The sequence below is a fragment of the Arthrobacter sp. Z5-13 genome, assembly GCF_056499105.1.
This window is the reverse complement of sequence record NZ_CP096460.1, coordinates 3248415-3266863: the sequence shown is the minus strand read 5'-3', so window position 1 is coordinate 3266863 and position 18449 is coordinate 3248415. Positions and strand designations below refer to the sequence as shown.

Here is an 18449-nt window from a genome sequence, read left to right as displayed (position 1 = left end):
GTAGCCGAATGCTGGCTCCGCGACTCATAGGATTTGTTAGTCGGATCGGCCATATTAGTCCGGTCAACGAAAGGAACAGAAGTAAATGGTGCACAAAGTAAAGGCCGTCATCTCAAGGGAAAAGAACGCTCCCGTTTCTGTGGAGACAATCCTGGTGCCGGACCCGGGTCCTGGCGAGGCCTTGGTGGACATCCTCACCTGCGGGGTCTGCCACACCGACCTTCACTACAAACAGGGCGGAATCACCGATGATTTCCCCATCCTGCTGGGTCATGAAGCCACGGGAGTGGTCAGCGCCGTTGGTCCCGGGGTCACGGACGTGGCGGCGGGGGACCGCGTCATCCTTAACTGGCGTGCCGTCTGCGGCAACTGCCGGGCATGCGCCAAGGGACAGCCCCAATACTGCTTCAACACCTTCAACGCCACGCAGAAGATGACTCTTGAGGATGGCACCGAACTCTCACCCGCCCTCGGTATAGGCGCCTTCGCCGAGAAGACCTTGGTGGCTGCGGGGCAGTGCACAAAGGTTGACGACGACGTCGATCCCGCCGCCGTCGGGCTGCTTGGCTGTGGTGTGATGGCCGGGATTGGGGCCGCAATCAACACTGGCGAGGTTAAGCGTGGCGAGTCAGTAGCCGTGATCGGTTGTGGCGGCGTGGGTATCGCAGCGATCGCCGGGGCAAAGCTGGCAGGTGCCACCACCATCATCGCCGTCGATATTGACGCCAACAAGGTGGACCTGGCCAGGTCCTTGGGGGCCACCCACGGCATTGATTCCTCAAAGACAGACCCGGTCGAGGCCATCCGGTCCTTGACCGGAGGCAACGGTGCCGATGTGGTGATTGACGCCGTCGGCCGTCCGGAGACGTACAAGCAGGCGTTCTACGCGCGCGACCTTGCCGGCCGTGTTGTGCTGGTGGGCGTCCCGACGCCGGACATGAAGCTTGAACTGCCGCTGCTGGATGTTTTTGGCCGGGGCGGCTCCCTGAAGTCATCCTGGTACGGGGACTGCTTGCCGTCCCGCGACTTCCCCATGCTGGTGGAGCACTACAAGCAGGGCAACCTGAACTTGGACGCGTTCGTCACGGAGCGAATCACCATTGACCAGGTGGAGGAGGCCTTCGAAAAGATGCATGAGGGCAAGGTCCTGCGATCCGTTGTCGAACTTCCTTCGGTGGGGCAGCTCTGATGGGCGTTAGCATCGAGAACCTGGTCACCTCCGGGAGTTTTTCGCTCGACGGCGGCACATGGGACGTTGACAACAACGTCTGGATCGTGGGGAACGACGACGAATGCGTGATCATCGATTCTCCGCATGATTCCGCCGCTATCATCAGCCAGGTCCGCGGCCGGAAGGTGCTTGCCATCCTGCTCACCCATGCCCACAACGACCACATTGGGGCGGCCAGGGCCGTCGCTGAGGCGGTGAACGCGCCCATCCACCTGCACCCTGACGACCTGATGCTATGGGAGCAGGTCTACCCCGGAACCAGCCCGGACCGGGACCTCGCCGACGGGGATCTGGTACAGGTGGCAGGCGCCACCCTCCGGGCGATCCACACCCCCGGTCATTCGCCGGGCTCCACCTGCTTCCTTTTGGAGGAGGAAGGAACGGTGTTCACTGGAGACACCCTCTTCAACGGCGGACCTGGCGCCACTGGCAGGTCCTACAGCGATTACCCCACCATCCTCACGTCCATCCGGGAGCGGCTGTTGACACTTCCCCCCGAGATTGTGGTGCGCACCGGCCATGGCGACAGCACAACCATTGGAGCGGAACGGGAGACGCTGGCGAAGGTTTCACAGTAGCCAGCGAACTCCACGCAGAAGTCCCACTAAGGCGCGCCGAGAATGCTGGCGCGCCTTAGTCATGCCCGGACTAAGCACAAACAAGCTGGGGACAGCCCAAACAAGGTGGGGACAGCCCAAGCAAGCCCGGGACAGCGCAAACAAGCTGGGGACAGCCCAAGCAAGCCCGAGACAGCACAAGCAAGCTGGGGACAGCCCAAGCAAGCCCGGGACAGCGCAAACAAGCTGGGGACAGCCCAAGCAAGCCCGAGACAGCACAAACAAGCTGGGGACAGCCCAAGCAAGCCCGGGACAGCACAAACAAGCTGGGGACAGCCCAAGCAAGCCCGGGACAGCACAAACAAAACCCCCACGGTAAGGAAAGTCAGGCGTTGACACGGAGGAACCGCTGCAATGACTCCTCGCCCAAGGTCTCGCCGGGGTGGTCGAAGGACGAGTGACGGCGCGGAGCATAGGCCGCTGTTGGGTGCGGCCGCTGCGCGTTCAAATTCAGCGGGGGTGAATTCCGCGCGCTCAAATTCAGCGCGCGCTTCAGATTCCTGGGCCAGCGTGGTGGTTCCCAGTCCTGCTGTTCGCTTCTATAGTGCCGCCCCGAGGGTGAGGTCCATCCGGGCGGTTCGTTCCTTGCTGCCGGTGTGGGGGTCCAGGTGCTGGCGTGCTTGAGGCGGTGGTGTTTGGGGCAGGGTTGTCCGAGGTTACTGATGCCGGTGGTTCCGCCCTTGTGCCAGGCGAGGAGGTGGTCTGCTTCGTTATCCAGCGAGTGGTTGCTACAACCTGGGAAGGGGCATTTTCCGTCGCGCAGCCGAAGCCAGGTCCGCATGGCTTTGGTGAGCCGATAGCTGGTGCGGCCGATTTCCAGCGGTGCACCGTCGCGGGGATCGACCAGGACGCGGTAAAACGAGTCGGCCCCGTTGGCCACAAGACCCCTGGCCACGGAGGCGGGGATCGGACCGTACCCGTCGAGCAGCGCAGGCTCATCGGTGGCACCGAGCAGCGAAAACACGGGCACCGTCACCAAGACCTGAGCACCAGGCGAGGGAACACGCCCAGCCCGCATCCCATCGCCGCTCCCCGTGCTAAGCAGGGCGGCCGCCACGACATCGGCCCGCAGCTGCGGGAGAGTCCGCGGTTCGTCGGGTGCCTGTAGGCCCCTCGAGACGGCAGTGGTTCGGTTCCAGATCGCATTGGCCGTGGCAGCAGGGAGATACACAGAGAGCCACGCCATGCCGTCCTGATCGGGCATGTACTCCACACGCCGCTCCAAGACACCTTTGGCGTGCCGCTTTTCGATGCTCTCAGCGTGGTGGCGTTCGCGCCAAGTGCGGGCTTTTTTGCGGAACCGCGACGCCGGCAGTTCCCCGGGAGGGCAGCCACGGGCCGGATTGGGCGCCTCCGGATCCAGGAAATGCGCTTCCAATGCCCCTGCTCCAACCGGATCAAGACACGCTGCTTCATCAATCATGGCCCGCGCGTGCTGCCACGAGATGCTGCCAGCCTGCAGAGCAGAAAGGGTCAGAGGCAACGTCGTAGTAAGGGCGTGGGCCTGGGCCAACAATGCACCAGCGGCGCGTTCGCCGATGGTGAGCACGCATGCGACCTCAGCGGTGATAGCCATCTCCCGGGCCGCGGCATCTTGCACCGATACCACTGGCGAGGCGAGCGAAGCGGCCGTCTCTGTATATCTTGCAGCGGCCGCAACCTTCAGAGCAGCGATCTGCGCCTCGGACTTGGAGATCCCGGCAAGAATATCCAAGCAGCTGTCCGTCAGGGCGCTCAGTGGATTGGCTTCGGAATTAGAACCGGCTCCAGAGCCATCTACTTCGGCAGTAAGCACAGCAACAGCGGCCTCGATGGCCTCAAATGCCCTCTCTACTGCTCCGCCTCCCATGCCTCCATCATCTTGCGAGGGTCTGACATTTTTAGCGATGGAGCCGTAGGCGGGCTCGTGACGTTGCCGACGACCCTTACCGTCGCGTGTAACCCATATTCGCGCTGATCTGCAGCCCGGCCTGCTTCAGTGCCTCAACAAGTCCCGGCGTCTTCTCCGGATCAAAACGGAAAGCCGGGCCGGAAATACTGACTGCGCCAATTACCGCTCCCACGTGGTTGTACACGGGAACAGCCATGGAGTTGAGCCCGATCTCGAACTCCTCACGGGCAACACCGTAGCCCTCGCGGGAAACTGTCAGCAGTTCGTTTTCCAGCTTTGCTTTGTTGGTAATAGTCCGGGGAGTCCTTGCCGGCAGGCCGGTCTCCTTCAGGATCCGGTCCCTCTCGTCGGCCGAAAGTGCTGCCAGCAGGACCTTTCCGCTGGACGTGGCGTGAAGGGGTGTGAGACTGCCCACCCAGTCATAGGTAGCCAACGTTGAGGGGCCCATTGCCTGATCCACGTTAACGGCGTAGTTGGACCGTAGAACGGCGAGGTTTACTGTCTCCTTGTATTGCTCTGCCAAACTTTCCAGCACGGGGCGGGCCTCCCGTACCAGGCTCAGCCTGCCTGGAATCGAGCTTGCCAGCCGCAGGATGCCGAAGCCCAGCTGGTACTTTCCGCGCTCACTGTTCTGGTAGACCATCTCCCTGCTCACCAGCGATCCGAGCAGCCGTGAAGCAGTTGATTTGTGAATGTGCATTTCTTCAGCGATTTCGCTCACGCCGGCATGGCCGTCCCGGGCCAGGATCTCCAGCACAGCCAGTGCCCGGTCCACGGATTGAACGCCGCCTTGCTGGCCGCCCTCAGCTTCAATGTCGGATTCGGGGTCAGTGTTCGAGGCCATCATCCACGCTCGAAAGTAGTTTCTGCGGCCCGCATACCCGCCAGACAGCCGCCTGTTGGGTTCTCTCGATTAGTTCCACAGTGTCGATCCTAGACCGGGAATTGCGACGAAGCTGACATTCCAGGCAACGGCTTGAAGCCCAGGTCAGACTAGGGACTCTTTTGGTCTCCAATCAGGCATTCCGTCCGGCCTCCAGCCGTGCGACACTTGAGAAATCGATCGGCCTGGGGGACCAAGTCAGGAGATTATTGTGGCTGGATGGGCGTACCTTATCGGCGGAATTATGACCGTGGACGCAGTCTTGCTGGCACTGATTCTGCTCAGCATGAACTGGCCCAAACTTTGGAAGCGAAGGTAACTTTGGAAGCGAAGGCAGGGGTTCCCCGAAGGTGAAGGTATTGGTTCCCCAAAGGCAGGGGCTCCTTACAGAACCTTGCGGATGGTCTGCTCAAAGCTTGTGACGTGGTGAAGGGCAAGCTCACCTGCTTTGTCCGCGTCACCCTCAGCCACCGCCTTCAGCAAGTCCACGTGCTCAGTGATGTGGCCGCTGATTGACGGGACTTTGTCCAACACCAGGCACCAAATACGCGTTGCCAGATTGTCGTAGCGGATCAGGGTGTCTTCCAGATGAGGATTGGCAGCTGCCTTGTAGATCAGCCGATGCACTGTCAGGTCATACCGCATGAGATCCCGGGACTCCGCTGGGCTGGGGTCCATTGTGGCAATGGTCGTGGCTGTGGACAGTAGTTCCTGCCGCATTTGGGCGCTTGCCCTCTTTGCTGCGCGACGTGCTGCAAGCGGTTCCAGGAGCTCCCGGATCTCGGAGACGTCGGCAAGTTCAGTGAAGTCCACGCTGGTGGCAAACGTTCCGCGCCGCGGGTAGGAGACCACCAGATGGTCGATCTCAAGACGTTTGATGGCCTCCCGTACCGGTGTGCGCCCATAGCCAAGTTCAGCCGCCAGCTGTCCATCGTTGATGGGTTCGCCGGGCCGGATTTCGAGCATGATCAGCTTGTCGCGCAACTGCCGGTAGGCTGCCTCTGCTTGGGAGAGGACGGCATCCTCTGCCGATGGCAGTACGGGAAGTGCGTTCAAGGGACTCTCCATTCCTCGGTAAATGGCCGAAGCGGAATCATCGAAAGCCTACTGACTCTGCTGTAATTCCAATCGTAACATTGCGCTCGAGGATTGATATATCAGTCCCATAGGTAGAGTCTGCTGCGGCAGATTCGGACTATGGGAAAAAGCCGAATTGCGCCCGTAACCCGAATTGCGCCTATAACCCGCATTGTGGGTACAACGACGGCGGCCCGGGACCTTTCGTGCGAAAGGTCCCGGGCCGCCGTCGAACTGGGTTGAACTGGCTAAATCAGTCGAACTCCGCCTGGGGCCGCCGCCGCCGAGGGTTCCCTGGCTGAGCGTAGCGAAGCAAGGGAGGCGGTGGAGACCTAGGCCTTGTGCGGAGGCCTCGTCATGGACATGACGTCGAGGGCCGTGTCCAGCTGTTCTTCGGTCAGCTCGCCGCGATCGAGGAAGCCCATGGCCACTACGGTTTCGCGGATGGTCAGGCCCTCAGCCACCGCCTTCTTGGCGATCTTGGCGGCATTCTCGTAGCCGATGAACTTGTTGAGCGGGGTCACGATGGACGGGGAAGCTTCGGCGAGGAAGCGGGCCCGCTCAACGTTGGCTGTGATGCCGTCGATCATCTTGTCCGCCATGACGCGGCTGGTGTTGGCGAGCAGGCGCACGGATTCCAGGAGGTTGGCGGCCATAACCGGGATACCGACGTTCAGCTCAAAGGCACCGTTGGTGCCGGACCAGGCGATGGCGGTGTCGTTGCCGATAACCTGGGCGCACACCATGATGGAGGCTTCGCAGATGACCGGGTTGACCTTGCCGGGCATGATCGAGGAGCCAGGCTGCAGGTCAGGAATGGCAATCTCGCCCAAGCCCGTGTTGGGACCCGAACCCATCCAGCGGAGGTCATTGTTGATCTTCATAAAGGAGATTGCGATGTTGCGCAGTTGGCTGGAAGCCTCGATGAGGCCGTCACGGTTGGCCTGTGCCTCGAAGTGGTTGCGGGCCTCGGTCAGGGGCAACCCCGTGTCTGCGGCCAGCAGTTCAATGACGCGTTCGGGGAAGCCGGCAGGGGTGTTGATGCCCGTGCCAACCGCAGTGCCGCCCAACGGAACCTCGGCCACGCGGGGGAGCGAAGCGTTGATCCGCTCGATGCCATAACGGACCTGCGCAGCATAGCCTCCGAATTCCTGGCCGAGAGTGACGGGCGTGGCGTCCATCAGGTGGGTGCGGCCGGACTTAACGACGTCCTTGAACTCGACGGCCTTCCGGTCCAGGGAGCCGGCGAGGTAGCCCAGGGCCGGGATGAGGTCGTTGATGAGGGCAGAGGTGGCGGCAACGTGAACGGACGTCGGGAAAACGTCATTGGACGACTGCGAGGCGTTGACGTGGTCGTTCGGGTGGACAACCTTGTCACTTCCTGCGGAGGTCAGGGCACGCGAGGCGAGCTCGGCGATGACCTCATTGGTGTTCATATTCGAGGACGTGCCCGAACCGGTCTGGAAGACGTCGATGGGGAAGTCGCCGTCGTACTTTCCGGAAGCAACCTCATCAGCAGCATCGGCAATTGCCTGGGCAAGCTCGCCGTCGAGCACTCCCAGTTCTGCATTCGCCAAGGCTGCAGCCTTCTTGACCCGGGCCAGCGCCTCAATGTGGGCGCGTTCGAGGGTCTTGCCTGAGATGGGGAAGTTCTCCACTGCACGTTGCGTCTGTGCGCGGTACAGGGCGTTCACGGGGACGCGGACTTCGCCCATCGTGTCATGTTCAATGCGGAACTCTTCAGTAGTGGAAGTCATGGGGCTAGCTTAGGTCGACAGGGCCCTGCACTGAAAACCATGAAGGGCCCCTGCCCCGGTGTTCCCGCGAGCCGCGTTGAATCCGCCGGAAGGAGCCTAGAGGTCCCCGACTCCGGAAATAAAGCCGGCGCGGCCCTCCGCGAGACTGTACGAGAGTCCGATGACCGCCACCCGGCCGTTCTCAATGGCGGTGGAAATCACACGTGAACTGTCCACGAGGCGTTGCGACGTCTGCTTGACATGCTCAACCACCATGTCGTTGACCTCGTGCTGATCGTTCCGTAGCGAAGTCAGCACTGAAGGCGTGATCCGCTCCACGAGGTCCCGGATGAAGCCAATGGGCATTTTGCCGGTTTCGACAGCCGTCTTTGTTGCGCTGACGGCGCCGCAGCTGTCATGGCCAAGGACCACGATGAGAGGCACGGCCAGTTCGCTGACGCTATATTCCAGCGAGCCGAGTACGGCGTCGTCGATGACCTGCCCTGCGGTGCGCACCACGAAAGCGTCGCCGAGGCCCAGATCGAAGATGATTTCAGCAGCAAGACGGGAATCGGAACAGCCGAAGATGACCGCGAAAGGGTGTTGGTTCTCCACCAGCGAGGAGCGCCGGGAAGCGTCTTGGTTGGGGTGGGAGGATTGACCGGATACAAAGCGCTCGTTGCCTTCGCGCAGGCGGCGCCATGCCAGCGCGGGAGTCAGATAAGTAGCCACGGCCAATACCTTACGGGGAAGGTGCTGCCGTAGGTGAAATCGTTGCGGGAGGATTACTGTTCAGTGACTGAACGACGGCGGCGGCCAGCACCGAAAATTCGTCCAGCTGCGCAGCTCCCGTCAGCACCACAGTGGTTCCCTGGTGTACCAGCACCATGCTTTTCTTGCCTTTTCCGGAGTCGCGCAACTCCCAGTCCAGGCCTCCGGCGTTCCGTTTTCCTGTTACCGGGGCGTTCTCGACCTGCTGCACCAGCCACGTCGGATTGGCCTGAGCCGTCTGGGCAAGGCCGATAAACGCCTCTTTCGGGGTGACGTAGCCGATCTCCCAAGTGGGCACTCCACTTTCCGTTCCCGATTCCCACCGCGCGTAATTGGGGCGGTATGTGTCGCCGGGATTGGGAGCCACCGGTGTGAATCCGGCCACATCCGCAGCATTCTGTGCCACTGCGCTGACGTTGATGTCCGGCCGGAAACCGTCGGTCTTCGGGGCGGGGTTCATCAGCACGGTGGGAAGGAACGCGGCAATGCTCACGGCCAGCGCGATCATCATTCCGATAACCGATGCATTGGCCCGTTTCGCTGCTGCAGCGGGGATTACGGGCTTGGTCGGGGTTTGGACGCTGGCGCCGGAAGCAGCGCCGGCGGCTGGTTCCGGGGCATGGCTTGCGTGCCTGTCCTGCATATCACTCACCCCTCTATAGTCGCTCATGCACGGGACGTTCTCACACTCGGAGCCCGCCGTTGGGAGAAGCTGCGGTATTTCCCGGCCGAGTCATTTCGCGACCTTCGCTTGCGGCCCCGACTATGATCAAAGCAGAGGAATCACCGTACGGACTTCCGGCCATACGGGTTCAATGATCGCCACTCAAAGAAGAGGTTCACGTGTCACCTGCGTCTATTAGCCAGAAGTACTCCACACTTTCTCCGTCGCTCGCTGTAGGACTGGACGAGCCAGACCGCAACCTCGCCCTTGAACTTGTCCGCGTTACCGAGGCGGCAGCAATTGCGGGAGGCCACTGGGTTGGCTTCGGTGACAAGAACAAAGCGGACGGCGCCGCCGTCGACGCCATGCGTTCCTTCCTACAGACCGTCCACTTCAATGGCGTTGTGGTCATCGGTGAAGGCGAAAAAGATGAAGCCCCCATGCTATTCAACGGTGAGCAGGTCGGTGACGGTACGGGCCCGGAGTGTGACGTCGCCGTCGATCCCATCGATGGAACGCGCCTGACCGCCCTGGGCATCAACAACGCACTGGCCGTTCTGGCGGTTGCCGAGCGTGGCTCCATGTTCGATCCCTCCGCAGTGTTCTACATGGAGAAGCTGGTCACCGGCCCGGAAGCCGCCGATATGGTTGACCTGCGTTTACCGGTAAAGCAGAACCTGCACCTGATCGCCAAGGCCAAGGGCGTCAAGGTCAATCAGCTTAATGTCATGATCCTGGACCGTGACCGCCACCGCCCGCTCGTGGAGGAAATCCGCGAAGCCGGAGCCCGGACCAAGTTCATCATGGACGGTGACGTTGCAGGGGCCATTGCCGCTGTCCGCACCGGCACCGGCGTCGACGCCCTGATGGGCATCGGCGGCACTCCTGAAGGAATCGTTGCTGCCTGCGCCATCAAGTCGCTCGGCGGCGTCATCCAGGGCCGGCTGTGGCCCACCAGCGATGACGAGAAGCAGAAGGCCATCGACGCCGGCCACGATCTCGACCGTGTGCTTTCTACGAACGATCTCGTCACCAGCGACAACTGCTACTTTGCCGCCACCGGCATCACCGACGGCGACCTCCTCAAGGGCGTGCGCTACGCCAAGGACAAGGTCCTCACCCAGTCCATCGTGATGCGGTCGAAGTCCGGCACCATCCGTTTCGTGGACGGCGAGCACCAGGCCAGCAAGTGGGAAGGCTACGCCCGCCGCTAGGCACCACGCTCTGCCCCATCCTGAACAGGCAGCCAACGACCGCAACCCCACAGGTTACGGTCGTTGACTGCCAGTTCGCGTTAAGGGTGGTCCGGCATCTGAGAGCGTTAGTTACCGGTTCGCGCTGGGACTTTGCTTCGGAGAGTCTTCGCCTTGTCGCGGGCTTTACGCGCGAGCTGGTAAGCGGAGTAACGGATTTTCTTGACCGGGAAGTCCCACGTACCCGCGTAGGCAACTTCGCGGCCACCGAAGGACTTTTTGAAGGCGGTAAAGCCCGCCCACTTGTGGTCGGGTTGGTCCGAGGGTGCCACCCCCCACAGATCCACGTACTTGAGCCCTTTCTCCTTTGCCTCCGCAATGAGGGTCACTAGCAAGGGGATCCCTGCGCTGAGTTTCCTGTGCGTGTCGTCCAGGGCAGCATGGGCGTAGGTCCGCGTGTCTCCGGAATCGTACGCCAAGGCAGCAGCGATGGGTTCGCCATGCAGCTCGGCTATGTACAGGGTGGCCGCGCCTGCAGGCATCAGCGACACCGCCACTTGCTTCAGGTATTCATCGCTTTGGGGCTTGAATCCGTTCCGCCGGGCCGTCATGTGAAGGAAGTTCAGAAGCACACCGATGTCTTCCGGATCCTGCGAGCTGCGGAAGGTGACGCCCTTCTTATGGATGTTGCGGTAGAGATTGCGGTTCACCGGCTTCATGCCAGAGAGGATGTCCTTGAGATCCGGTTCCAGATCAATAATCCAGCTCAGCTCAGGCTGCTGGTTGGAGGGCGCCGGTTCGAGTCCACGACCCCGCAGGAGGCCATCGGCTTGGCCGTCCGGCAGACCGGCCTTGACCGGCTCGATCCGGGCACAGACCGCACCGCAGCGCTTGGCCAGAGCCACCAGTGAGGCCAGGGCCACGTCGAACGACTCCAGCGAATCAGCCACCGGGCCGTACGGCGAATACAATACCGTTCCCGCGGGATTCTTCTCCTCGATGGCCAGGAAGCTCCAACCGGGACCGGACTCCTCGTGCACCGTCCTGCCGAGGGAACGCTGGAACCGGGCCCACGCAGGGGACTGTAGGAAGGAATCCATGATCAGGCCCTCAATGCTGTAGTCACGGCAAAAGCGCGGGCAGTTTCAGTCGCCCCGGATACGGGGTGAATGTTCACGGGTGCCTCCGCCGCGGGTATGTATGCACTGCCTCCGCGATCCAGGTGTAGATCTCCCTTCGGGGAATCGAGCAGCACGGAACCGGCAACCACGATGATCAGCGCCGCGCCGGACTGTGCCACTGGCACGGGCTCGGCGTCGGGAGCAATGACCACCTGCTGGAGCTGGAATTCTTTGAACGGTGGGCAGTACAGCTCCTGGCCCAGAACCGACGACTCGGGCGCGAGCATCGGCACGGCAACAGCCGAAAAATTGATGGTGCTGAGCAGCTCCGGGACGTCAATGAATTTCGGGGTCAGGCCGCCGCGGAGGACGTTGTCCGACGATGCCATGACCTCGATGCCGAGCCCATGCAGGTAGGCGTGGATATTTCCGGCGGGAAGGTACATAGCCTCACCGGGCCGGAGCGAAATCCGGTTCAACAGCAGGGAAATCAGAACACCAGGATCACCCGGATAATGATTATTCAGCTCAGATGCTGTGGTGAGTTCCTTTTCATAGGGCTTCTGAACCAGTCCCGCCTTCAGCGCGGCAATAAGCTGCCCAACGGCGTCGGAAACTTCCTGGCCTCCACTGATCAGCCGTGTAAATGCTGCCCTCAGTGCTTCAGGTTCCGCGTTCGCCTTCAGGTCCTCCATAACGAGACGCAGAACAGCGGGAACTTCCAACGACAGTTGCTCCATAGAACGCTCAACATGCTCCAGTAACGCGAGGGTGGAGGGAACCGGGCGGAACCCGCAGAGGGCCTCGAACTGCGTCACCGCGAGGATCATTTCGGGTTTGTGGTTGTCATCCTTGTAGTTGCGTTCCAGGGCCTTGAGGTCCACGCGGGAGGCTTCCTCCCGGGCGAAACCTTCCCTGGCCTGCTCGAGCGTGGGATGCACCTGCAGGGACAACGGGCTCTCTGCCGCCAGCACCTTCAGGAGGAACGGCAGGCGGGGCCCAAACTCGGCCATGCTTGCTGCCCCGAGGTGATGCTCTGGGTCGGCCGCAATGATGGAGTCCAGCCTGTGCGTCCCGCCGTCGGCTGTCTTCGCGACGGAAGGGGCGCCAGGGTGGGCCCCAAGCCACAGCTCGGCTTCCGGCTGGCCGGACTCCGGCCGTCCCAGAAAACCCGCTATAGCCGTCTTCGAACCCCAAGCGTAAGGGCGGAGGACATTCTCAATTTCGTACAAAATCAGGAATCCCTATCTGTTTCTGCTTCATAAATGGCTGCCTCGTTCCCGGCGCTACTGACACCGGAGGCCGGGAGGGTTTACAACGGTGCGCACTGTCCGTTGGTAGCCACGAGTTCGCGGATCGACTGTTCGTCGCCGAGGCGTTTCAACTCGTTCAGCATCTCGGCTGTGATCGGCTGCCCGTCCGGCGTGGTGGTTACCGGCGTGAAGTCCGACGGCGCCGGTGCAGGCTGTGTCAGGGGCACCCCTGTCACCGGTCCGGCAGCGATGGGTTGCCCGCCGGAGGCGGCGTGCCGGGCCAAAGGATCCACCATGGCGTCGTCCAGGGCACCCGCAGAAGGGGAAGCCTGGCTGCTGAACAGCTGGCGCACCTTGTCGTGGATGATCCCGAAATCCGGAACAGTCGAGAAGGAGGCATCAAAGTCCGGCGGGCCGATGGTCAGGCGCGCTACGTCCTGTCCCTTGGCCTTCACAGCAAGATCCACAAAGCTCCCCAGCTGGGAAGCCGAGATGTTGGAGTCCACCACCTTTGTTCCGGCCTCGGCGATGTCCTGGAATTTGGACAGCAGGGTAGCGGGGTCCAGCTGCTTCAACATGGCCTGCTGCACACACTGTTGACGCTGGATACGCGAATAATCGTCCACAAATTCCCGCGACCGGCCGTACCAGAGCGCGTGGTGACCATCCAGATGCTGTTCCCCTGCAGGAATCCATCCCTCCGGCATGCCATGGATCCCGTTCGCCTCGTCCACCATGGGGCCGCTCATGGGAACCCACCCTCCGGCCTTGATCCTGATGCCGCCCATGGCATCGATGAGCTTGGAGAAGCCCTCCATGTCCACGAGGACGTATGCCTGCACCTTAATGCCGAGGGAGCCTGAGACCGCTTCCAACGTTGCCTGTGCGCCGGGGTCGGTCACGCCGGGATACAGATTCTGGTGTTCATTAGTGACCTCGGTGTTGATGGCGTTGATGAGGCATTCATTGCCGCAGTCATAGCCGTCAGGATAAATCTGGCGCATCGGTGAGTCTTCGCTGAACTGCGCGTTCTGCAGATTCCGGGGGATGGAGATAATGGCTGTTTTGCCGGTCTCTGCATCAACGCTGATCACGGACAGGCTGTCAGGTCGCCGCCCCGTGCGGTCGGCACCGGCGTCGCCGCCCATCATCAGGAAGTTGTACCTGCCCTCTGAGGGCTCGATGGCCGGCCCCGATGCGAAAATATTGCCGATGGCGTTTCGGCCGATGTTCAGCAGGTAGGCCGCGTAGCCCAGGGAACCGCTGCTGAGGACCATGGCGAGCACCAGCGCAACGCCGACAACAGGGCGGACGGGGGGCTCGAGAAGCACCGGACGAATCAGCCTGAGGGTGTTGATGAACAAAATGGCCCACCCCACGGCGAAGGCAACCAGGACCAGGATGAGAATCAGGGACGTGACCTGGTTCGTGACCAAGCCGATCAAGAGTGACCGGTTCGTGGCCACCAGAATCAGCATGAGCACAATAAGCGCCCAGGCAGCCAGGGTGACACGCAGCGCACGCCGGCCAAGTCTGCGGTCGCCGGCGACGATCTGCGCGCTTCCGGGCACAAACAATGTCAGCAGGATCAGAACGAAGGCGCGCTTCGTCCTGACGGGGGAGGCCGCACTGCCCGGATGACGCACCGGGTCCGTCAGGACTCCGCCTTGCTGCTCATCCGTGTGTAGTTGGGTGTTGGACATCTTGTGCTCCCTAACGGCTGCCCCGGCGAATGACGTTTCCGTCGGAGAACACTTCGCCGGCCTTTTGGCGGAGGGCTTCGCCCTTGCGGGTGGCGACGTTATTGAGTTCTTGCGCGAATTCCAGCAGCTCACCTTGGAGGCGGAGGGCAAGTTCGTCAGTTGCGGAGGCAAGCATCCGGACGGCGAGCAGCCCGGCATTTCGGGCGCCTGCGATCGAGACCGTCGCCACGGGTACTCCGGCCGGCATCTGCACTATGGAGAGCAGGGAATCCATGCCGTCCAAAGTTTTCAGTGGTACAGGGACGCCAATTACCGGCAAGGGGGTCACTGAGGCCAGCATCCCGGGCAGGTGTGCCGCGCCGCCTGCCCCTGCAATGATGACGCGCAGGCCTCGTTCATGAGCGGTTTGGCCATAACGAATCATCTCGAGAGGCATGCGGTGGGCCGAGACAACGTCCGCTTCAAACGGTATTCCGAATTCTGCCAACGCATCGGCCGCGGCTTCCATGACGGGCCAGTCCGAGTCGGAGCCCATAACCAGGCCAACAAGGGGCACCGGCTTTGCTGTTCCGGAAGGGGCAGCAGATTCGCTGGTCATGAGTTCTCCTCGGAAGTTGCATTTGCCGACTGGGCAGGCCGCCGGCCGTCGCGAATAGTGGCGGCAACCGTCGTCGCGCGTTTCCGGAGGGAGTCAACATCAGCCGCCGAGGAGCCCACCAGGTTCACATGGCCGATCTTCCTGCCCGGACGCACCGCCTTGCCGTAGCAATGCACCTTGGCTGCCGGTTCAACAGCGAGGGCCAGGTGATACGCCGAATACAGGTCCTGGTTTTCTCCGCCCAGAAAGTTCTTCATGACGGCTACGGCGCCAAGGACGTCGGTGGCGCCAAGAGGCAGATTAAGGACTGCACGGAGGTGCTGTTCAAACTGGCTTGTTACCGAGCCGTCCTGGGTCCAGTGGCCTGTGTTGTGAGGGCGCATGGCCAACTCGTTAATCAGGAAACCTGCGCCCACCCCGGGCGTCTCGAACATTTCCACAGCCATGACGCCGGTAACCCCGAGCTCATTGGCGATCCGAACCGCTGCCTCTTCGGCGGCTGCAGCGACATCCAGGGACATGCCCTGGGCGGGAGCAATGACCTCGTCACACACTCCGTCAACCTGCACGGTGTGCACCACTGGCCATGCCCGGGATTCGCCGTCAGGGGTCCGGGCAACGAGGGCCGAGAGTTCCCTGCTGAAATCGACCTTTGCTTCAGCGAGGAGGGGGTTCATGGCCTCGAACCAATCGCTGGCGGCAGCTGCTTCCTCCGGCGTTGCGACAATACGCACGCCCTTACCGTCGTAGCCGCCCCGGGGCATTTTCAGGACAATTGGCCAGCCGGTTTTGTCACCGAAGGCGGTCAGTTCCCCGACGTCGTGCACAGCGGCCCATGCCGGATTCGGGAGCTCCAGGCGGTCGATAGCAGCACGCATGATCAGCTTGTCCTGGGCATTGACCAGGGCGTCAGGACCGGGTTGAACGTTGACCCCTGCCTGAAGGAGAGCGCGGAGATGCTCGGTGGGGACGTGTTCGTGATCGAAAGTCATAACGTCAAGGCCGCGGGAGAACTCCAGGAGGGCGTCCAGGTCCTTGTAGTCGCCGACCGGAGCGGTGGGTACCGCGGAGACGGCTGAAACGTCGTCCCCTTCAGCCAGAACGCGGAGTTCGAAGCCGAGGGCTGTAGCTGCAGGAGCCATCATGCGCGCTAATTGGCCGCCGCCAACTACGCCGATTACTGGAAAAGTCACATGTGCCAGCCTACAGAACAGGGGACCGGTTACGGACTTCCACCCCGCGAGGAACGTGTTTTGCGCCTCATTCGTTAGCGGCCTGCGCGTAAAAGCAGGATATTCGGAGTTGTCTCCCAGCCTGCCGGGCTAAAATGGATTCCCGGCCCAGTGGCCTAATTCTCATTCAGCCATGGAGGGTCATGTTTTACACACTTGCAGAGCGTATCCGGGGGCTAGCCTCGCTGTTCTGGCGCGAGGTTGCCAAATTTGGTGCTGTGGGTGGCGTGGCATTCGTCATCGACAACGGTCTCACCTACTACCTTATGCACGGGCCGATGATTGACAGCAATGCCAAGGCACGGCTGGTTGGAGCCACAGTCGCCACAATCTTCTCCTGGATCGCGAACCGCCTGTGGACGTTCCGCCACCGTCGGCAGGACAACGTGACACGCGAGTTCGTAATGTTCGCTCTGATCAACGGCATCGGCATTGGAATTTCCACCGGACTGACGGCTGCGGCGCAGTACGGCCTGAACATTACCGATAAGAACCTCCTCTTCCTGGCCGGGGTCTTCGGCATTCTGGTGGCCACCGTGGTGAGGTTTTTCGCGTACCGCTTCCTGGTCTTCAACAAGGAACTGGATGAAGAGCCGGAGTTCTCCCACGACCACGAGCTCATCGAACTGCACCCGCATGCCCATGAAAAGGAAACGGTCACCGTTCCGCGACATGATGCCCCGGAATCAGGAAACCAGAAGGCCGTCAAGGATTCGGACGGGCCAGGAAAAGCCCTCTAGCTCCGTCCGCCCTCCAGCACCGTCCGCTGAGTAGCTCAGTCAGGTGACTGGTTGCTTCAGCTGCCGTGGACGCGCTCGTTGGCCAGGAGTCTGTCCGTAATCTCGACGTCGGAGTGCACCAAAACTACCGACCCGTCCTGTTGCCATGCACCCAGGGACTGGACCAGAACCTGCTCCAGTCCCTCGCTGGCCTTCACCAGGAGCCGGGCGCCGTTTTCATGGCCGGCGGCGAAACCGTCCAGCAGGTCAGCATGGCGGTATGTGGTTCCATCCGCGGATGTAACGGCGGGGTCGGCAGGATCCGGGTCGGTGTGGGCCATAAAAACGTCACCGTGCGAGCGGACCTCCGCGGCGTAGTCAACGACGCCGGGCGGGAGTTCGCCGGGCCAACGCATAGCCAATGCCGGCAGCGGAACTGCCATGACGGCGTCGTATGTGGCTGAACCGACTGGGGCTTCCGGCTCTCCGGTGACCAAGAGGTCCGCTTCACCATCGCCCAGGACCGTGGTCATCCCGAGCTGCCAGGCGGCCAAGGCCAGAATGACAGATTTCCAATGCGGAGGCAGGTCCAGCTTGAGCCGGGAGCCGGGGCCGGCGTCGAGCTCGTCCTGGAGCAGGTTGCTGGTTTTGGCCACCCAGTTATCCAGCACACGGCCGGAGAGCTCGACGCGTTCGGAGTCGGGCCCATACCAGGTAAGCCGTGGGGAGGTGGAATGTCCGGAACGAAGGGCTGTCATCAGTTCAGTCGCCGGGATGCTCATGGCTCCCATCTTGCCATGGCCCCTCACGCCGCTGAACCGGAGCCCTCAAGCCGTTAAACAGGGGGCCGCCGGGCGCACAACCGGAGGGTTGAGAGCTTGTTGTGTGATCTCCGACACGTTCAGTTTAGTAACGTTGCTGGTGTTATTTAACCGTGACCGCAACTTTGCCGGGATTCCGGTAAATGCCTCCAAAACAACTCAGCATGCTGTCAAAATCCTTGCTGCTGCGCGCTCCTGTCGGAAAATTCCCGGGCGTGGCGCGGCACCCAAACGCACCCTGTGTTGATTATTATCCCGGACGCCGCTTGACGCACTGCTACTTACACGCGTGTAATTAGTTATCGAAAGCTCTTGTTCGACTACATGGCACACAACCGAGTGCCACAGTAAGCAGGCAAGGGCGGCAACATCAGGAAGGGACGCCATGGGGCAAGCTGAGCGTATCCAGGAAGATGCCGTCGTCGCCGGTCAGGCAACGGCAAAATACCGTTCAAGGGGGGTACCAAGCGACTGGTACGTAGATCCGGCTGACCCGGATGCTGCGGAACGGTACGACCAAAGCACTAAGGATTCACTGCAGGACCAGGCCACAGCATTTCTGGCCGCACACGAGGCACTTCTGGAGGGGACCCAGGAGCACGACGATCCTCTTGACCCGCCCATGGAGCTGCAGACGCTCCATTCGGGCACCACCGCCCAGCCAGTCTGGATCGGCCTCCCTATGGAGCAAGGCTTCGACGACGAAGGCGAGCTCGGATGGCAGACCGATGCACTGTGTGCGCAAACCGATCCGGAAGCTTTTTTTCCTGAAAAGGGCGGATCAACCCGTGACGCTAAAAAGGTCTGCGGAGCATGCAATGTGCGCTCTCAGTGCCTGGAGTACGCGTTGTCGAACGACGAAAGGTTTGGCATCTGGGGAGGCCTCTCCGAGCGCGAGCGTCGTCGGCTGAGAAAGCGAGCGGTCTGATTCATCAGGAC

General features: G+C 61.7%; 17 protein-coding genes. 5 read left to right on the top strand and 12 right to left on the bottom strand.

What is annotated here, in order from left to right:
• The first annotated feature begins 85 nt into the window (after window positions 1-85).
• The gene (locus M1E02_RS15190) at window positions 86-1189 is read left to right on the top strand and encodes an S-(hydroxymethyl)mycothiol dehydrogenase (protein ID WP_479375056.1); all 1104 of its coding nucleotides are present in this window, start codon (window positions 86-88) and stop codon (window positions 1187-1189) included.
• Window positions 1189-1809, top strand: coding sequence for an MBL fold metallo-hydrolase (locus M1E02_RS15185; RefSeq protein WP_479375055.1), 621 nt, complete (start codon window positions 1189-1191; stop codon window positions 1807-1809). The genes M1E02_RS15190 and M1E02_RS15185 overlap by 1 nt, the downstream gene beginning before the upstream one ends.
• Window positions 1810-2173: 364 nt before the next feature.
• Here M1E02_RS15185 and M1E02_RS15180 read toward each other — a convergent pair whose 3' ends face one another.
• The 6 genes from M1E02_RS15180 to M1E02_RS15155 form a co-directional block, all read right to left on the bottom strand.
• Window positions 2174-3697 (bottom strand): HNH endonuclease signature motif containing protein, encoded by a 1524-nt coding sequence (locus tag M1E02_RS15180; protein ID WP_479375054.1) that lies wholly within the window; start codon window positions 3695-3697, stop codon window positions 2174-2176.
• Window positions 3698-3773: 76 nt separating this feature from the next.
• Window positions 3774-4583 carry an IclR family transcriptional regulator gene (locus tag M1E02_RS15175; RefSeq protein WP_479378177.1) on the bottom strand — a complete coding sequence of 270 codons (810 nt, stop codon included), beginning with the start codon at window positions 4581-4583 and terminating at the stop codon, window positions 3774-3776.
• A 423-nt stretch (window positions 4584-5006) separates the two neighbouring features.
• On the bottom strand, window positions 5007-5678 hold the full coding sequence (locus M1E02_RS15170; protein ID WP_479375053.1) for a GntR family transcriptional regulator: 672 nt from the start codon (window positions 5676-5678) through the stop codon (window positions 5007-5009).
• 353 nt (window positions 5679-6031) lie between these two features.
• Entirely contained in the window at window positions 6032-7456 is a 1425-nt protein-coding gene (locus M1E02_RS15165) for a class II fumarate hydratase (RefSeq protein ID WP_479375052.1), read from the bottom strand.
• A gap of 96 nt (window positions 7457-7552) precedes the next feature.
• Complete coding sequence (locus M1E02_RS15160) at window positions 7553-8167, bottom strand: carbonic anhydrase (protein ID WP_479375051.1); 615 nt, start codon at window positions 8165-8167, stop codon at window positions 7553-7555.
• Between the two features lie 10 nt (window positions 8168-8177).
• Complete coding sequence (locus M1E02_RS15155; protein WP_479375050.1) at window positions 8178-8876, bottom strand: DUF4245 domain-containing protein; 699 nt, start codon at window positions 8874-8876, stop codon at window positions 8178-8180.
• Window positions 8877-9049: 173 nt separating this feature from the next.
• Here M1E02_RS15155 and glpX point away from each other — a divergent pair, with 173 nt between their 5' ends.
• Complete coding sequence (gene glpX, locus M1E02_RS15150) at window positions 9050-10084, top strand: class II fructose-bisphosphatase (RefSeq protein ID WP_479375049.1); 1035 nt, start codon at window positions 9050-9052, stop codon at window positions 10082-10084.
• A 107-nt stretch (window positions 10085-10191) separates the two neighbouring features.
• On the opposite strand, the gene M1E02_RS15145 is transcribed toward glpX, so the two are convergent.
• From M1E02_RS15145 to M1E02_RS15125, 5 genes are all read right to left on the bottom strand, one after another.
• A complete protein-coding gene (locus M1E02_RS15145) occupies window positions 10192-11163 on the bottom strand; it encodes a lipid II:glycine glycyltransferase FemX (RefSeq protein WP_479375048.1) in 972 nt (323 codons plus the stop codon).
• 2 nt (window positions 11164-11165) lie between these two features.
• Window positions 11166-12416, bottom strand: coding sequence for a mannose-6-phosphate isomerase, class I (manA, locus tag M1E02_RS15140; protein WP_479375047.1), 1251 nt, complete (start codon window positions 12414-12416; stop codon window positions 11166-11168).
• Between the two features lie 80 nt (window positions 12417-12496).
• Window positions 12497-14140, bottom strand: coding sequence for an LCP family glycopolymer transferase (locus M1E02_RS15135; RefSeq protein ID WP_479375046.1), 1644 nt, complete (start codon window positions 14138-14140; stop codon window positions 12497-12499).
• Between the two features lie 10 nt (window positions 14141-14150).
• On the bottom strand, window positions 14151-14738 hold the full coding sequence (gene purE / locus M1E02_RS15130) for a 5-(carboxyamino)imidazole ribonucleotide mutase (protein WP_479375045.1): 588 nt from the start codon (window positions 14736-14738) through the stop codon (window positions 14151-14153).
• Window positions 14735-15883, bottom strand: a complete 1149-nt coding sequence (locus M1E02_RS15125; RefSeq protein ID WP_479378176.1) for a 5-(carboxyamino)imidazole ribonucleotide synthase — start codon at window positions 15881-15883, stop codon at window positions 14735-14737. Before M1E02_RS15125 ends, purE begins: the two co-directional genes overlap by 4 nt.
• Window positions 15884-16113: 230 nt before the next feature.
• Here M1E02_RS15125 and M1E02_RS15120 point away from each other — a divergent pair, with 230 nt between their 5' ends.
• On the top strand, window positions 16114-16710 hold the full coding sequence (locus M1E02_RS15120; RefSeq protein WP_479375044.1) for a GtrA family protein: 597 nt from the start codon (window positions 16114-16116) through the stop codon (window positions 16708-16710).
• A 56-nt stretch (window positions 16711-16766) separates the two neighbouring features.
• Here M1E02_RS15120 and M1E02_RS15115 read toward each other — a convergent pair whose 3' ends face one another.
• Window positions 16767-17471, bottom strand: coding sequence for a TIGR03089 family protein (locus M1E02_RS15115; RefSeq protein WP_479375043.1), 705 nt, complete (start codon window positions 17469-17471; stop codon window positions 16767-16769).
• Between the two features lie 424 nt (window positions 17472-17895).
• On the opposite strand from M1E02_RS15115, the gene M1E02_RS15110 reads away from it, so the two are divergent.
• Window positions 17896-18438: a WhiB family transcriptional regulator gene (locus M1E02_RS15110; RefSeq protein ID WP_479375042.1), complete on the top strand. Its 543-nt coding sequence runs from the start codon at window positions 17896-17898 to the stop codon at window positions 18436-18438.
• Window positions 18439-18449: the final 11 nt, after the last annotated feature.